This window comes from Maritalea porphyrae (assembly GCF_030159895.1).
Lineage (GTDB): Bacteria > Pseudomonadota > Alphaproteobacteria > Rhizobiales > Devosiaceae > Maritalea > Maritalea porphyrae.
Genome location: NZ_BSNI01000002.1, coordinates 2,534,050 through 2,547,617, shown reverse-complemented (window position 1 = coordinate 2,547,617; position 13,568 = coordinate 2,534,050). Strand labels below are relative to the sequence as shown.

Genomic DNA, 13,568 nt, shown 5'->3' with positions numbered 1-13,568 from the left:
TGGGATTAGGGCTTTTTGCGGAAAGAATCGAGGCTGACAACATTTTCTTTGTCATCATCGCCGTCTTCTGCCTTATCGCCAGCTTCAGACTTGGTGTCTTCTAGTGCGTCATCATCGTCGCCGTTTTCCGCAATCGGCGTTGTGACGTCACCATTTTCGTCAACAACATCAAATTGAAGGCCAAATTGCACAGATGGATCAAAGAATCCTTTGATTGCTGAATAAGGCACAACAAGATTTTCTGGTTGTCCGTCAAACGACAGTCCAACTTCAAAGCCGGTATCGTGCACCTTTAGGTCCCAATACTGGTTTTGCAAAACAATAGTCATCTCGTTCTCGTACTGCTTAAGCAGTTTTTCGGAGATGCGAACACCCGGGGCGGTTGTCACAAAGGAAATGAAGAAATGATGTTCGCCTGGTAGTCCAGTTTTGCCTACTTCAGTCAATACTTTGCGCACCACGCCACGTAGCGCTTCTTGTGCCAAAACATCGTAGCGAATGAGGTCTTCGGCCATCACTTTTCCTTGTTGTTATTCCGAATCCGGTTCATGACCATATCAGCCCTAAATTTATTGCAATTGCAAGTGGATAGGCAGCTGAAACTGGGACTTGGGTAAAAAATGAGTGCAGGTTTCTGTTGCCAGGTACCTGCGAACCCCGCCTAGACCCTGCTAGGGGAATAGGGCTTCAATTCGAGGTGTCGAACCGCATTACGCAGCCAGACGTGCCTCAGCGAAGTTGTCATTTGCAACTATCATAATGGCCCGATGCGGTGGTACCATGCCGAGCGAAAGCAAACCTTTTACACCCTCGTCGATCCTATTTCGCCCCCAAAATCTTATGCTTTAGCATCGCATTAGATGTTTTGGTGGAGGCGCCGGGTACCGCCCCCGGGTCCGAATGGTTTATTACGATCGCGATTTATCGCCATAGCTGTTGCCAGCACCTCTAATATAGGTTCGATTCTACAAAATGCAATCCACAGTGTGCGAGTAAAACGCTTTACTTGGCGTTTTGGTTGTGGAATCGTTCGATATGCGGGGTCACCGGTTGTGAGTGGCTAAAGGCGGCAAATTGAGGGAGTTGTGTGGCAATGAGCAAGCACCTAGAAGAAATTCAAAAATACGATGCAAAGGCCGATCCGGCAATTGTGGAGAAAATGGCCAAAACATATCGTTTGGTGTTGAGCAAGCGCGACAGCGCCTATGTTTCTGCAAGCGACGAAAAAGAGCTGAAAACGGTTCGTGAAAACTTCTTGAAAAAGAAGCTTGGCATGAAAGATAGCGACGACAAGTTGGATGCTATTATTGCCGAAGTCGCCAATGACATGAAGGCTGACCGGATGAAGGAACGGCTGACGTTCTATTATCTGTGCGCTAAAAAAGCTGGCAAGCTCTCAGTATTCTCATAGTCTTTTCGAACAGACTGTTAGTTGCATCGCGGCGTCCATTGGGCGCCGTTTTTGTTTGTTCGCAGGCTTGTGATCGACAATTGAGGTGCTGAATGCGCTATTATTGCTATGTTAGATGAAACATTCAGTTGGAGACATTAGCCATGGATCGCCGTCTTTTCTTAAAAACTGCTTTGGCAACGAGCGGTGTTTTTATGTTTTTATCGCCAAGTTTTGCCGCGGATGAAATTTACACCGGTATTGTGCCCGGCGTCGCGATTGGGGGCTATGACAGCGTGGCCTATTTCACAATTGGTGAAGCGACAAAAGGCGATAAAGCCCTAACGACCAGCTTTAAGGGCGCAGAATGGCGATTTTCTAGCCAAGAAAATCTAGATTTGTTCTTGGCCGATCCTGAAAAATACGCACCTCAATATGGCGGATATTGTGCCTATGCTGCATCCAAAGGCGCTTTGGCAAAGGGTGATCCTGAAGCATGGACGGTTTATGAGGACAAACTCTATTTGAATTTCTCGAAGTCCGTGCGCGCTTTGTGGAAAACAGACATTCCGGGGAATGTTGCAAAAGCGGATGTGAATTATCCAAAACTGTTGGAATCTTGGCCCAACGTTTCGGAATAGCGAATGAGACTCAACCCAGTTTTGAGAATCGTTTATTGATAGGTTTATGCAGACCTATTTGAACTTACTCAGTCATGTTTTGGAAAATGGTGTGGATCGCGGTGATCGCACCGGCACGGGCACGCGCGGCGTGTTCGGCTACCAGATGCGGTTTGACCTTCAAAAGGGATTTCCGCTGCTCACCACCAAAAAGCTTCATCTCAAGTCAATAATCCACGAGCTCTTGTGGTTTTTGATGGGTGAGACGAATATCGCTTATCTCAAAGAAAATGGGGTGCGCATTTGGGACGAATGGGCGGACGAAGATGGAAATCTTGGTCCCGTTTATGGATCGCAATGGCGCTCATGGCCCGCAGGTGATGGCGAAACCATTGATCAGATTGAACGTTTGGTCGAAGGGATCAAGAACAATCCCAATTCGCGTCGTCACATCGTTTCGGCTTGGAACCCGGCTGAAATCGAAGACATGGCGTTGCCGCCTTGTCACTGCCTGTTCCAGTTCTTTGTTGCGGACGGAAAGCTATCTTGTCAGCTATATCAACGCTCAGCGGACATTTTCTTAGGGGTTCCGTTTAATATCGCATCATACTCGTTGCTCACGCACATGGTTGCGCAAGTCACAGGGTATGAGGTTGGTGAGTTTGTGCACACGTTTGGTGACGCGCATATTTATCACAATCATTTTGAGCAAGCTCGGCTGCAACTTACAAGATCACCCAAGCCATTGCCGACATTGGTGATCAACACAGAACGCAAGTCGATTTTCGACTTCCAGTTTGACGATTTCTCGTTTGACGGATACGACGCGCATCCGACCATCAAGGCACCAATTGCGGTATGAGTCAGCTCTCGCTTGAAGAACTAACTCACAAAGTTGCCAAGGTCAGTGATACCTATGCTCGGCGATGCGCGATTAGGCGTGACGATGATTGGTATGCACTTAAGCTGACCGAAGAAATTGGTGAACTTAACGCCGAGTATCTTAGGCTGAGCGGGCGCGGGCGGTCAAAAGGGAAAAGCGCCGACGAGATTCGCGCGGACCTCGGTCAAGAATGTGCTGATGTCTTGGCTCACCTTTTGCTGTTTGCGAAGAACAACAATATCGACCTGGAAAAAGAACTACGCGACAAATGGTTCGTGTACTTGGATGATCATGACAAGTGACATAAAGATAGCGCTAATCGCTGCTGTGCCGAAGAATAATGTGATTGGTGCTAATGGCGGCATGCCTTGGTATTTGCCATCAGATTTCAAGTTTTTCAAAGCGCAGACCATGGGCAAGCCGATGGTGATGGGCCGCAAGCAGTTTGAAACTGTTGGAAAGCCATTGCCTGGACGGACCAACATTCTGGTGACACGGCAGCAGGGTTATCAGCCAGATGGCGTTATCGTTATCAATGAGTTTGATTCTGCAATTGAACACGCTAAGACCATTGCAAAAGCTGATGGCGTTGATGAAGTGATGGTAATTGGCGGCGGAGAGATCTATAAACTCGCAATGCCGATTGCGGACAGGCTATATATCACTCATATTGATGCGGAACCTGATGGTGATGTCGTATTTCCACCCATCGAGAATGTTTGGGTATGTGTAGACAAGCCTGAATTTGAGCCGCATGAAAAAGATACGGCACAATATGAGATTTCAGTTTACGAAAAAAGATAAAAATTGCGCTCGCATTGATCCAATCGCGCGGTTTTCCTATATAACGAACACAGTTCAGATCAATTGAAAGGTTTCCAATGCCTTGGAACGAAAATAATAGCGGCGGCCCATGGGGCCAATCTCCCGGTGGTGGTGGCGGACCTCGTCGTCCGGGCGGTCCACCAAAACTAGAAGATATTCTATCACAAGGGCGGGACCAATTCGGCGGCGGATTACCTGATTTACGCTGGATCTTGCTGATCGGCCTCGTATTGTTGATCGCCTTTTTGGGTTCACGTTCGATTTATCAGCTAGAGCCAGATGAAATTGGTGTTGAGCTGCGTTTCGGCGTGCCAAAAGAAGAGTTTTCAAATCCAGGTCTGCACTTCATGTTCTGGCCTATTGAAACTGTTGAGATTGCAAAAACGTCAGAAAACGAAACGCGTATTGGCAGCATTCGCAATTCACGTTCGGGTTCTACTGAAGGCTTGATGCTGACAGGCGACCAGAACATTGTTGATTTGGACTTTACGGTTCTATGGCAGATCACAAACCCGAACCACTATTTGTTCAACGTTGCTGACCCAGATGGTGTGTTGCGCCGTGCGTCAAACAGCGCGATGCGCGAAGTGGTTGGTCGTCGTCCAGCGGAAGACATTTTCCGTGACGAACGTAAAGGCATTGAGTTGGAAGTGAAAACCACGATCCAATCCATGCTCGACAACTATTTGACAGGCGTAACCATCAACGACGTTAAGATCGAAGATGTGGCCCCACCAACCGAAGTTGCTGATGCGTTTGACGAAGTGCAGCGCGCCGAGCAAGACCAAGACCGCTTCCAAGAAGAAGCGCGTCAATATTCAAATACGAAGCTTGGTCAAGCACGTGGTCGAGCTGCGCAGATTTCAGAAGAAGCTGCAGCTTATAAAGACCAAGTCGTAAAGGAAGCGGAAGGTGAGGCGGCTCGCTTTACTTCTGTTTATGAAGAGTATGCGAAGGCACCTGAGGTGACACGCAAGCGCTTGTTCCTTGAAACTATGGAAGAAGTGTTGGGTCGTTCAAACAAAGTTATCATTGAGAATGATGCTGGTGGCACGGGCGTTGTGCCTTATCTGCCGCTGAACGAACTGAACTCTCGGTCTAACTCAAGCGCGGGGAACTAATCATGAATGCACGTTTAATAGTCCTAGTCGCTGGTCTTTTCATCGCACTGTATTTGTTTGCGAGCTCAATCTTTATTTTGGATGAGCGTCAGCAAGCGATTGTGATGCGCTTTGGTGAGATTACACGCGTTGAGCAGAAGCCTGGCTTAAACTTTAAATTGCCAACAGACATCGTCGAAACGGTACAAATCGTTGAAGACCGCATTTTGCGCTATGAACTTGAAGACATCACCGTGCAAGTGAGCGGTGGTAAGTTCTACGAAGTTGATGCGTTCTTGATGTACAAAATCGTTGATCCTCGTAAGTTCCGTGAAGTTGTTCGTGGACAAATTAGCGAAGCGGAAAACCGTATTCGTACACGTTTGGATTCAGCATTGCGTCAAGTTTACGGTTTGCGTGAATTTAATGCGGCGCTTTCTGAACAGCGTACAGAGATGATGCGCGAAGTGCGGGATCAAGTTGGTCCTGAGTTGGCTGCCGCCGGTATTGAAGTTATCGATGTGCGGATCACTCGGACAGATTTGACAACGCAGGTTTCGCAACAAACTTACGATCGTATGAAAGCGGAGCGTTTGGCTGAGGCTGCGTTCTTGCGTGCTCGTGGTCAAGAGTTGGCGCAAACATTGCGTGCGCAGGCTGATCGTCAAGCAGTTGAACTTGTAGCGACAGCACAGCGTGATGCGGATATCTTGCGCGGTGAAGGTGAAGGTCTTCGAAACAAGGTATTTGCGGATGCGTTTGGCAAAGACCCTGAGTTCTTTGAATTCTATCGGTCAATGCAATCATACCGCAATGCGCTACAAAGCGATGGCACCACCATGGTTCTCTCGCCAGATTCGGAATTCTTCCAGTATTTCAAATCTGATACGGTAACGGCACCGTCAGGACAGTGATGCAAGATTTATTTGTAGCACTCGCATTGGCGTTGGTATTGGAAGGGCTGCTTTATGCAGCCTTTCCTGTTTTTATGAAGAAAACAATTGCGACGATCCTGCAATCGCCCGACGGACAAATACGCGTGATCGGCCTTACAACTGCGGTTTTGGGCCTTATTGTATTGTTTTGGTTGCGCAGTTGAACTGATTGGCGTGAAATGCCGTATTAAAGGTGTAGCCATTTTGGGGAGGAAACTATGCCGGTTCTAAAAACGCCAATGCGTGCATGTTTGCGTATTACGCTTGCGCTTATCTTGGTGGCGGCAAGCGCTGTTGCCAGTTTGGCGCGGGGCCCTGCTTCCTTTGCGCCGCTTGCTGCTGAGCTGCAAGGGGCAGTCGTCAATATCTCGACAACCTATATTGTGAATTCCAACGGGCGCGGATTTCCATTCCCCAATGTGCCTGAAAGCTCGCCATTGCGCGAATTTTTTGACAAATTGCAACCCCAACAGCCACCTGAAAGCGATGAGCCGATTGAAAGCCGTTCGTTGGGTTCAGGGTTCGTCATTGATCCGAATGGCACGATCGTAACCAACTATCACGTCATTGAAGGTGCTACCGAGGTGTTTGTCGCATTTGTCGACGGCACGCGGGTTGAAGCAAGAGTTATTGGCGCTGACGAAAAAACTGACTTGGCCGTTTTGAAAGTCAATGTGGATCGTTCGCTCAAACATGTTGAGCTGGGCGATAGTGACACAGCGCTTGTCGGCGATTGGGTGGTTGCAATTGGCAATCCGTTCGGCCTTGGCGGCAGCTTAAGCGCAGGGATTGTTTCTGCACGTAATCGGGACATTCGCTCCGGCCCTTACGATAATTTCATCCAAACGGATGCCGCCATCAATCAGGGCAATTCCGGTGGGCCTTTGTTCAATATGAATGGTGAAGTTGTTGGCATCAACACCGCGATCATATCTCAATCGGGCGGCTCGTTAGGTATTGGATTCTCGATCCCAATCAATCTTGCAAAGCCGGTTATTGAACAGCTTATTGAGTTCGGCGAAACACGTCGAGGCTGGTTGGGTGTTGAAATTCAAGATGTGAGCGAGGACATCGCAGCGGGCCTTGGGCGACCTGATACGGCGGGCGCGCTTGTTTCGGGTGTGGTGCAAGGTTCTCCGAGCGACGGCGTGATTGAAGAGGGCGATTTGATTTTGGCATTTGACGGCAAATCGATCTCAAAAATGCGGGATCTGCCGCGTATTGTTGCCGAAACCGAAGTCGGCAAGAAAGTTAAACTAGGTGTTTTGCGGCGCGGGCAAATCGTGGAGTTGGAAATCACGCTTGGTCGGCTTGAACAAGTTGACCCATTCATGGGGATTGAAAACCTTCCACCTGAAGAAGTGCCGGTGAATACAGGTTCCTTGCTTGGCTTGTCGGTTGCAGACATAGATGATGGATGGCGCGAAAGATTTGGCATTCCAAAAAACATTGATGGTGCGGTTGTTAGCGAAGTTGAGGTCGGTTCGGATGCAGAAGACAAGGGTTTGCGCATTGGGCACACCATTCTCGAAGTGAACCAGCAACTTGTATATTCAGCTTTGGATGTCAAAAACATTGTTGGGACAGCAGCAGAGGCCGGTCGCGAAGTGATTTTGCTCAAAATCGCGGACCCGACAGGTTCACGTAGGTTTGTGGCGATACGCCTCAATAAATAGTCTTCAACCGCCATTCTTAAAGCTGTACAGCACGTGTGGAAGCATCTTGCTTGTGCGCGGCAGCTTGGGGTGATCAAAGTCGCGCAAAGGGTTGTGTTTGAAACCGAGCTTTTCCATCACTTTGCGCGATGTCCAATTGTTGCGGTAGGTAATGGCGACAATCTCTGTCACGTCAAAATTGGCAAATGTATGTTTGATCGCTGCACTGGCCGCTTCTGTTGCGTAGCCTTTGCCCCAATATTGCTTGCCGAAGAAGCCAGCCCGCTTCCACGTCGCTTGGGCCTGGTACATCATAGGGAAGACGGCCACAGCCCGCTAGACCGAGTAGGGCGCCGTCCGATTTGCGTTCTACGGCCATCATGTGGAAGCCGTTCTTTTCAAATCGCTCATTGCAGCTTTGTAGCCATTGCTCGGCTTGTTCGCGTGTTTGCACCTCCGGATAGAAGCGCATGACTTCTGGATCTGAAGTGAAGCTTGTAAATGCTTCAGTGTCTTTTTCCCGAAAGGGACGGAGTATGAGGCGTTCTGTTTCAATCATTGCCGTACTAAATCGGCTTCCTCATATCCTTGTAAATACAGCAAAGCACTTAGATCTGAATGGTTGAACTGGTATTGCGCTTCCGCAGCTACAATTGGCTTTGCGTGGATCGCAACGCCCATGCCAGCGGCCTTGATCATCATCAGATCATTTGCCCCATCACCGACAGCCATTGTGTCTTCCAATGAAAGGCCTTTTTCGGCCGCGAGTGCGGTTAGCTTTTGCAGTTTGGTGTCTTTGTCGACAATCGGACGCGCGACCGTGCCTGTGAGCTTGTCGTCAGCGAACTCGAGAATGTTGGCGGTCGCCTCGTCAAAGCCAATTCGTTTGCCGAAATAGTCTGCAAACAGGGTAAAGCCACCAGATACTAGCGCGGTGTAAGCGCCGTGTGTTTTCATAGTTTGGATCAGCACGCGACCACCCTGTGCATAGGTAATGCGCTCGCGACGTACTTCTTTCACTTGATCAAGTGGTAAGCCTTTTAGAAGCCCAACACGTGCATCTAACGCTTCTTCGAAGTCCAATTCTCCGCGCATGGCTCGGGCCGTAATGTCGGCGATTTTGTCTTTGATCCCCAGGGCAGCGCCAAGCTCATCGATGCACTCTTCGTTGATCATGGTTGAATCCATATCCGCGATCAAAAGCTTTTTGCGACGACCTTTGTTCGGCACCAGGTTGGCATCAACCTTTGTGTCGGCGATGATGTCTCTTGCAATTTGCAACGCATCGCTTGCCTTAGGATCGATGAATTCCACCGCAATAGATTGGTGCAGCCAGTTGACGCTGCCGCCAATTTCAGCATGTATGGCGGCCACCAATTCGGCGTCCAGTTTTGGATTTGATGGGTTGGTGGTGAGAACAAGAATTGGCATGTCGATCCTTTGAGGAAACTATAATGGCGCAACGCGCATTGTTGATAGCGGGTCCAACCGCAAGCGGCAAGACAGCGATGGCGATTGCGCGTTCGGCGGATGAAAGATCGCTGATCATAAATACCGATTCAATGCAGGTTTATGATGTGCTCAACATCATCTCTGCGCGACCAAATGCTGAAGAATTAGCGCAGGCACCACACAAGATGTATGGCTATGTGCCCCCCTCAGTTCGGTTTTCAACCGGTGCTTGGTTGCGCGATGTTGAAGCGTTGATTCAACAAGAAGGCACCAACTATCAAAAGCTAATTTTTGTTGGTGGAACAGGGCTTTACTTTGATGCGCTAACAAACGGATTCGCGCAGATACCTGAGATACCTCAAGAAGTGATTCAACAAGTTGAAGAAGTGATTCAACCACTTGATGCTAAAGGGCGGGCCAAGTTGCTGGCGGAAAAAGACCCAGAGATGGCTAAGCGGTTGCAGGCACCAGATCCACAGCGCGTTGCGCGCGCCATATCTGTCATAGAAGCTACAAACAAATCGTTAGCGCAGTGGCAGGATGAGCCAAATGAGCCGTCAATTCTTCAGGGTTATGACATTGAGAAGATTGTACTCAATCCTGAACGGGATGTTTTGCGCGAACGGATTGCGTTGCGTTTCAAGCTTATGATGCAAGCAGGGGCGATTGAAGAGGTGGAAGCTATCAACGCGCTTAAGCTTGATCCGACCTTGCCCGCCATGCGCGCCATCGGGGTGCCGGAAATTTCTGCCTATTTGCGGGGCGAGATGGATTTGGAAGAGGCGACTGAGAAATCCATCATCGCAACGCACCAATATGCCAAACGTCAACGGACATGGTTCCGCAATCGTATGAAAGATTGGCATTGGATTGATCCGCTCGCATAAGTACCTATGTTAGCTCCAAGCATTTCTATTTGCGGCTGACTTGGCCGTACGTTTCTTTGGAAGAATTCGTTGCATACTCTTTTTAATAAATGGCGGCAGTTGCCGCGCATCGCTTATATTTTTTGTTTGACCAATTTTGTGGTTGCAGCCGGCGCCTTTGTGATGCCGTTCATGACGTTGATGCTGACGAGAAAGTTGGGCATGTCGACGATGGAAACGGCGTTCTATGTTAACATCGTCTTTGTCGCCTATGTCCCCGCAACCATTCTTGGGGGCTGGTTGACCGATCGGTTTGGTCGCAAGGTCGTCTATCTCGGCGCGATAAGTTTGGAGATATTGGCGACTGCATCCGCTGGGTTCTTCGCGAACCAATTTGAGCTGATCTATTTCCTTTTTGCAATCGCCTTTACGAATGGCATGGTTTCGCCTGTTATTCAGGCATGGCAGGCGGATTATTCGACGCCGGAGAACCGGCAGATGGTCTTTGGTGCCAGCTATTTTGGTTGGAATTTAGGGTTTGCCATTGGCCCCGCAGTTGCCAGCCTTTTGTTCAATAATCATTTTCAGCTGATGTTTTGGGGTGATGCCTCAACAACCTTCTTGGCGATGCTCCTGGTATTGTTTTTGTTGCCACGAAACAAGCCAGAGAATGTCGAAACTGAAAAAGTAGAGCGCGATTCGGAAAAGGACCATGAGGGCGGTATGTGGTCATTGTTATTGTCACGTCCACGCCTGTTGTTGTTTGCGCTGGTGGGGTATTTCTTACATCTGATTTATGGACAGATGGCATTCAGTGTGCCGATCCATTTAAACGCGACCTTTGGGGATGATGGCGCACGAATTTTCGGGCAGCTCTGGATGATCAACGCGCTGATGGTTGTCGTTTTCACGCCATTGGTTGCCAGTTTTTCCGGGAAGTATTCTACCTATGCGAATCTTGCATTTGCCGCGGTTTGTTATGCGATCGGGTTTGGGCTTCTGGGCAGCACGAACAGTTTGATGCTTTTAGCAATGTGCATCGCTGTATTCACCTTTGGTGAGGTGATGTCCGCCACAAATACGCAAGCGCATATTGCCAATGAAAGCCCAAAGAATTTTAGAGGTCGATTGTCGGGTACAATAAATCTGCTCATCGGGGCGGGCTACGGCATGAGCCCGCTATTGAGTGGGTTATTTATTGAGCGTTGGGGTATTGAGAATATTTGGCCCACGGTATTTGGCATCGGCCTTTGCTGTGCGGTTGCAATGTTGGTGTTGCGTGCCTCAGCGAAAACCGCAAGCGCCTAGTACTCCGCATCATCGCGTTCATAAAGCCCATCTAGCGTGTAGCTGCCGTTTACTGGTGGGAAAGCTTGGCTGTCATAATCAGGGTCGGAGACTGTGCAGTTACGGCCACACAACAAAATTGCTTTCTCCCGGTCCGCATCGTTCTTCCAAATCCGGCCACCAGGTGTCGCCACATAACCATCGACTTCCTCATCAATGTCCGCTTCCAGATCTGCAGATGAAGGCGTTTCAGCATCCGCTTCATAGTGGAATGCACCATGCGTGTGGTAAGAGGCCAGAACCTCAACCATATCGTCGCTCGGTTCCGCCAAGCAGCTGTCCTCGCGGCCGCGTTTGGGCTTCGTGGCGATCAGCTTGCCAGCATCGTTTAGCCCGAAATATCCGCAATATTCCCGTTCGTCAGCAATCGATTTTTCTTGAATGGGGGCAAAGAAGTCGGCCAGATATTGTTGGGTAATTTGTTGCGCGTTCGCAGAACTTGTCGCCAACAGAAAACTCATAATGAAAATCGAGTACCGCATATTTCCTCCATGTGCATGAAGGCAATTAGAGCACGTCAATCGGTTGTGCACCAGTGATTGAAATGAGTTCTTGTACACTTGTTGGAAACACAGATCGAGGATGGCCGGCTGCTGCCCAAATGTCTCCAAGTTCTAGAAGAGATTGGTCGATAAATATCTTGACGTCACCAACCGCGCCAAGTGGCGACACGCCGCCGATCGCAAAACCGGTATGTTCGCGGACAAATTCAGCATCTGCGCGGGAAAGCTTTTCGCCTATTTGCTTGCTGGTGCGCCGCTCATGAACACGGTTGGCACCAGATACGAGCAGAAGGTACGCCGCATCTGTTTCTTTGCCGCGAAAAACAAGTGACTTCACGATTTGAGCAACATCTACGCCTAGCGCATCGGCGGCTTGTTGAGCGGTGTGTGCCAACTCATCAAGCTTAACGATTGTCGCTTTGGAACCGAAAGCGCGCAGAGCTTCGTCCACGCGCTTTTCTGATGTGCTCAATTCGCTCATTTCACTTCGGCAAGCTTTGCTAGAATTGCTGCGTGAGATCGAATGCCGCGCTGCAAACAAGTCAGTTCATATTTCTCATTTGGCGAGTGGATGTTGTCATCCGACAAACCAAATCCAACCATAACACTATCAAGGCCCAGGGTTTCTTTGATTTGGCCAACAGCCGGGATTGAACCGCCCATACCGATCAGCTTGGTTGGATTGTCAAACTCATAGTCCAAGCCAGCTTTTGCTGCCTTTAGGAATGGGCTATCGATTGGTAGTTTGGCAGGGTGTCCAAAGCCATGATTTGTGAACTTCATGGTGAAGTCTTTAGGCAAACGTTCTTGGAAAAACGCTTCGATGTTCTTCAGTATTGCAATGGGGTCTTGATCACCCACCAATCGGCAAGAGAGTTTCAAGCTTGCTTCGGAAGCGATAACTGTTTTGTGGCCTTCGCCAATATATCCGCCCCACATGCCGTTCACGTCGCAAGTTGGACGGGCCCAAAGTTTTTCAAGTGCGGTGAATTCCGGCTCTCCGGCAGGGCCGGATAGTCCTATTTCGCCAAAGAACCCATCATCGTCATGGTTCAACGCTGCGAGTTCGTCGCGTTCTTCCTGGGTAAGGGGAGGGACACCATCGTAGAAGTCTTTGATTTGGATTTTGCCGTCTTTGTCGTGCAAATCCGCCACGATCGCTGAAAGCGCGTGCAGTGGATTGACCACTGCGCCGCCATACATGCCAGAGTGCAAATCTCGCGTTGGGCCAGTGATGGTGATTTCTGCGTCGACTAGGCCACGCAATGAATAGGTAATGGCAGGTGTGTCGATGTCCCACATCGCTGTGTCGCACACAACGCACACGTCAGCCTTTAGCAATTCTTTGTTGGCTTCTAAGAAACCTGCAAGACTTGGGCTGCCAGTTTCTTCTTCGCCTTCAAGCATGATTTTGACGTTGCAGGGAAGGTTGCCAGCCACTTCGATCCAAGCGCGAAACGCTTCGATGAAAGTCATAACCTGGCCCTTGTCGTCCTGCGCTCCGCGGGCGACTAGCTTTTTGCCATATTTACTGTCTTTGATGACTGGCTCAAACGGTGCGGTTTCCCATAGTTCAAATGGGTCACCTGGCTGTACGTCATAGTGACCATAGTAAAGCGCAGTTGGTGCGCCGGCATCATCTGATGCGCGCTCGGCATAGAGCACTGGGTGGCCAGCGGTTTCGATCAGCTTGATCTGAAAGCCCAGCGCTTGAAGTTGTTCACCCATCCAGTTTGCGGCGCGCAGAACTTCTTCGTCGAATTTACTGTCTGTGCTGACGGATGGAATTTTGAGCCAGTCGATGAGCCGGTTAACAGATGCGTCAAAATTGTCGTCGACATAGCTTCTGACCGCATCAAGTTTATTCAAAGTCATATATGGGTGTCCGGTGTTTTTTTGACCAATTGGTCATTTGGAGGGAGCAGTTTCTTTTGCCATATGGCTTTCAAATTTGGTTGTACCAGTCAAGTAAAATTGTCTCACCGAACGGTT

The 13,568-nt window shown here is 49.3% G+C and carries 18 protein-coding genes and 1 other RNA gene; 11 read left to right on the top strand and 8 right to left on the bottom strand.

The window, feature by feature from the left end:
• Positions 1–5: 5 nt before the first annotated feature.
• Positions 6–515, bottom strand: coding sequence for an SspB family protein (locus tag QQL65_RS15965; protein WP_284366075.1), 510 nt, complete (start codon positions 513–515; stop codon positions 6–8).
• Between the two features lie 108 nt (positions 516–623).
• Positions 624–982: a transfer-messenger RNA gene (gene ssrA, locus QQL65_RS15960) on the bottom strand.
• Positions 983–1,093: 111 nt separating this feature from the next.
• Here ssrA and QQL65_RS15955 point away from each other — a divergent pair.
• The 9 genes from QQL65_RS15955 (at position 1,094) to QQL65_RS15915 (ending at position 7,429) form a co-directional block, all read left to right on the top strand.
• On the top strand, positions 1,094–1,411 hold the full coding sequence (locus QQL65_RS15955) for a DUF2853 family protein (protein WP_284366074.1): 318 nt from the start codon (positions 1,094–1,096) through the stop codon (positions 1,409–1,411).
• Between the two features lie 143 nt (positions 1,412–1,554).
• Positions 1,555–2,031 carry a YHS domain-containing (seleno)protein gene (locus tag QQL65_RS15950; protein WP_284366073.1) on the top strand — a complete coding sequence of 159 codons (477 nt, stop codon included), beginning with the start codon at positions 1,555–1,557 and terminating at the stop codon, positions 2,029–2,031.
• A 46-nt stretch (positions 2,032–2,077) separates the two neighbouring features.
• A complete protein-coding gene (locus QQL65_RS15945; protein WP_284366072.1) occupies positions 2,078–2,872 on the top strand; it encodes a thymidylate synthase in 795 nt (264 codons plus the stop codon).
• Entirely contained in the window at positions 2,869–3,195 is a 327-nt protein-coding gene (locus QQL65_RS15940; RefSeq protein WP_284366069.1) for a nucleoside triphosphate pyrophosphohydrolase family protein, read from the top strand. Before QQL65_RS15945 ends, QQL65_RS15940 begins: the two co-directional genes overlap by 4 nt.
• Entirely contained in the window at positions 3,185–3,697 is a 513-nt protein-coding gene (locus tag QQL65_RS15935; RefSeq protein ID WP_284366066.1) for a dihydrofolate reductase, read from the top strand. Before QQL65_RS15940 ends, QQL65_RS15935 begins: the two co-directional genes overlap by 11 nt.
• A 77-nt stretch (positions 3,698–3,774) precedes the next feature.
• Positions 3,775–4,839 carry an FtsH protease activity modulator HflK gene (gene hflK / locus QQL65_RS15930; protein WP_284366064.1) on the top strand — a complete coding sequence of 355 codons (1,065 nt, stop codon included), beginning with the start codon at positions 3,775–3,777 and terminating at the stop codon, positions 4,837–4,839.
• A 2-nt stretch (positions 4,840–4,841) separates the two neighbouring features.
• The gene (gene hflC / locus QQL65_RS15925; protein WP_284366062.1) at positions 4,842–5,732 is read left to right on the top strand and encodes a protease modulator HflC; all 891 of its coding nucleotides are present in this window, start codon (positions 4,842–4,844) and stop codon (positions 5,730–5,732) included.
• Entirely contained in the window at positions 5,732–5,917 is a 186-nt protein-coding gene (locus tag QQL65_RS15920) for a DUF2065 domain-containing protein (RefSeq protein ID WP_284366061.1), read from the top strand. Before hflC ends, QQL65_RS15920 begins: the two co-directional genes overlap by 1 nt.
• Before the next feature lie 54 nt (positions 5,918–5,971).
• On the top strand, positions 5,972–7,429 hold the full coding sequence (locus QQL65_RS15915; protein ID WP_284366060.1) for a Do family serine endopeptidase: 1,458 nt from the start codon (positions 5,972–5,974) through the stop codon (positions 7,427–7,429).
• A gap of 3 nt (positions 7,430–7,432) precedes the next feature.
• On the opposite strand, the gene QQL65_RS15910 is transcribed toward QQL65_RS15915, so the two are convergent.
• The 3 genes from QQL65_RS15910 to serB are packed head-to-tail and all read right to left on the bottom strand — an operon-like array spanning position 7,433 to position 8,839.
• Positions 7,433–7,720 carry a GNAT family N-acetyltransferase gene (locus QQL65_RS15910; RefSeq protein ID WP_379863707.1) on the bottom strand — a complete coding sequence of 96 codons (288 nt, stop codon included), beginning with the start codon at positions 7,718–7,720 and terminating at the stop codon, positions 7,433–7,435.
• A complete protein-coding gene (locus QQL65_RS16570; RefSeq protein WP_379863161.1) occupies positions 7,602–7,967 on the bottom strand; it encodes a GNAT family N-acetyltransferase in 366 nt (121 codons plus the stop codon). Before QQL65_RS16570 ends, QQL65_RS15910 begins: the two co-directional genes overlap by 119 nt.
• Positions 7,964–8,839, bottom strand: a complete 876-nt coding sequence (gene serB, locus QQL65_RS15905; protein WP_284366058.1) for a phosphoserine phosphatase SerB — start codon at positions 8,837–8,839, stop codon at positions 7,964–7,966. The genes QQL65_RS16570 and serB overlap by 4 nt, the downstream gene beginning before the upstream one ends.
• A 23-nt stretch (positions 8,840–8,862) precedes the next feature.
• Here serB and miaA point away from each other — a divergent pair, with 23 nt between their 5' ends.
• Together miaA and QQL65_RS15895 are read left to right on the top strand one after the other, a co-directional pair.
• Complete coding sequence (gene miaA, locus QQL65_RS15900) at positions 8,863–9,747, top strand: tRNA (adenosine(37)-N6)-dimethylallyltransferase MiaA (RefSeq protein ID WP_284366056.1); 885 nt, start codon at positions 8,863–8,865, stop codon at positions 9,745–9,747.
• A gap of 69 nt (positions 9,748–9,816) precedes the next feature.
• Positions 9,817–11,034, top strand: a complete 1,218-nt coding sequence (locus QQL65_RS15895; RefSeq protein WP_284366055.1) for an MFS transporter — start codon at positions 9,817–9,819, stop codon at positions 11,032–11,034.
• Here QQL65_RS15895 and QQL65_RS15890 read toward each other — a convergent pair.
• Genes QQL65_RS15890 through QQL65_RS15880 form a run of 3 tightly spaced genes read right to left on the bottom strand, consistent with a single transcriptional unit; the run spans position 11,031 to position 13,451 of the window.
• Entirely contained in the window at positions 11,031–11,555 is a 525-nt protein-coding gene (locus QQL65_RS15890) for a DUF4329 domain-containing protein (RefSeq protein ID WP_284366053.1), read from the bottom strand. The genes QQL65_RS15895 and QQL65_RS15890 overlap by 4 nt on opposite strands.
• A gap of 25 nt (positions 11,556–11,580) precedes the next feature.
• Entirely contained in the window at positions 11,581–12,057 is a 477-nt protein-coding gene (locus QQL65_RS15885; protein ID WP_284366052.1) for a YbaK/EbsC family protein, read from the bottom strand.
• A complete protein-coding gene (locus QQL65_RS15880) occupies positions 12,054–13,451 on the bottom strand; it encodes a dipeptidase (RefSeq protein WP_284366051.1) in 1,398 nt (465 codons plus the stop codon). Before QQL65_RS15880 ends, QQL65_RS15885 begins: the two co-directional genes overlap by 4 nt.
• Between the last annotated feature and the right edge of the window lie 117 nt (positions 13,452–13,568).

What these genes read in the sequence shown, in the direction of transcription:
- hflK (WP_284366064.1), top strand. Translation starts at nt 3,775, where the DNA reads ATGCCTTGGAACGAAAATAATAGCGGCGGCCCATGGGGCCAATCTCCC.
- QQL65_RS16570 (WP_379863161.1), bottom strand. Translation starts at nt 7,967, where the DNA reads ATGATTGAAACAGAACGCCTCATACTCCGTCCCTTTCGGGAAAAAGAC.
- QQL65_RS15950 (WP_284366073.1), top strand. Translation starts at nt 1,555, where the DNA reads ATGGATCGCCGTCTTTTCTTAAAAACTGCTTTGGCAACGAGCGGTGTT.
- QQL65_RS15880 (WP_284366051.1), bottom strand. Translation starts at nt 13,451, where the DNA reads ATGACTTTGAATAAACTTGATGCGGTCAGAAGCTATGTCGACGACAAT.
- hflC (WP_284366062.1), top strand. Translation starts at nt 4,842, where the DNA reads ATGAATGCACGTTTAATAGTCCTAGTCGCTGGTCTTTTCATCGCACTG.
- QQL65_RS15945 (WP_284366072.1), top strand. Translation starts at nt 2,078, where the DNA reads ATGCAGACCTATTTGAACTTACTCAGTCATGTTTTGGAAAATGGTGTG.
- QQL65_RS15940 (WP_284366069.1), top strand. Translation starts at nt 2,869, where the DNA reads ATGAGTCAGCTCTCGCTTGAAGAACTAACTCACAAAGTTGCCAAGGTC.
- serB (WP_284366058.1), bottom strand. Translation starts at nt 8,839, where the DNA reads ATGCCAATTCTTGTTCTCACCACCAACCCATCAAATCCAAAACTGGAC.
- QQL65_RS15955 (WP_284366074.1), top strand. Translation starts at nt 1,094, where the DNA reads ATGAGCAAGCACCTAGAAGAAATTCAAAAATACGATGCAAAGGCCGAT.
- QQL65_RS15965 (WP_284366075.1), bottom strand. Translation starts at nt 515, where the DNA reads ATGGCCGAAGACCTCATTCGCTACGATGTTTTGGCACAAGAAGCGCTA.
- QQL65_RS15885 (WP_284366052.1), bottom strand. Translation starts at nt 12,057, where the DNA reads ATGAGCGAATTGAGCACATCAGAAAAGCGCGTGGACGAAGCTCTGCGC.
- miaA (WP_284366056.1), top strand. Translation starts at nt 8,863, where the DNA reads ATGGCGCAACGCGCATTGTTGATAGCGGGTCCAACCGCAAGCGGCAAG.
- QQL65_RS15935 (WP_284366066.1), top strand. Translation starts at nt 3,185, where the DNA reads ATGACAAGTGACATAAAGATAGCGCTAATCGCTGCTGTGCCGAAGAAT.
- QQL65_RS15910 (WP_379863707.1), bottom strand. Translation starts at nt 7,720, where the DNA reads ATGTACCAGGCCCAAGCGACGTGGAAGCGGGCTGGCTTCTTCGGCAAG.
- QQL65_RS15915 (WP_284366060.1), top strand. Translation starts at nt 5,972, where the DNA reads ATGCCGGTTCTAAAAACGCCAATGCGTGCATGTTTGCGTATTACGCTT.
- QQL65_RS15920 (WP_284366061.1), top strand. Translation starts at nt 5,732, where the DNA reads ATGCAAGATTTATTTGTAGCACTCGCATTGGCGTTGGTATTGGAAGGG.
- QQL65_RS15890 (WP_284366053.1), bottom strand. Translation starts at nt 11,555, where the DNA reads ATGCGGTACTCGATTTTCATTATGAGTTTTCTGTTGGCGACAAGTTCT.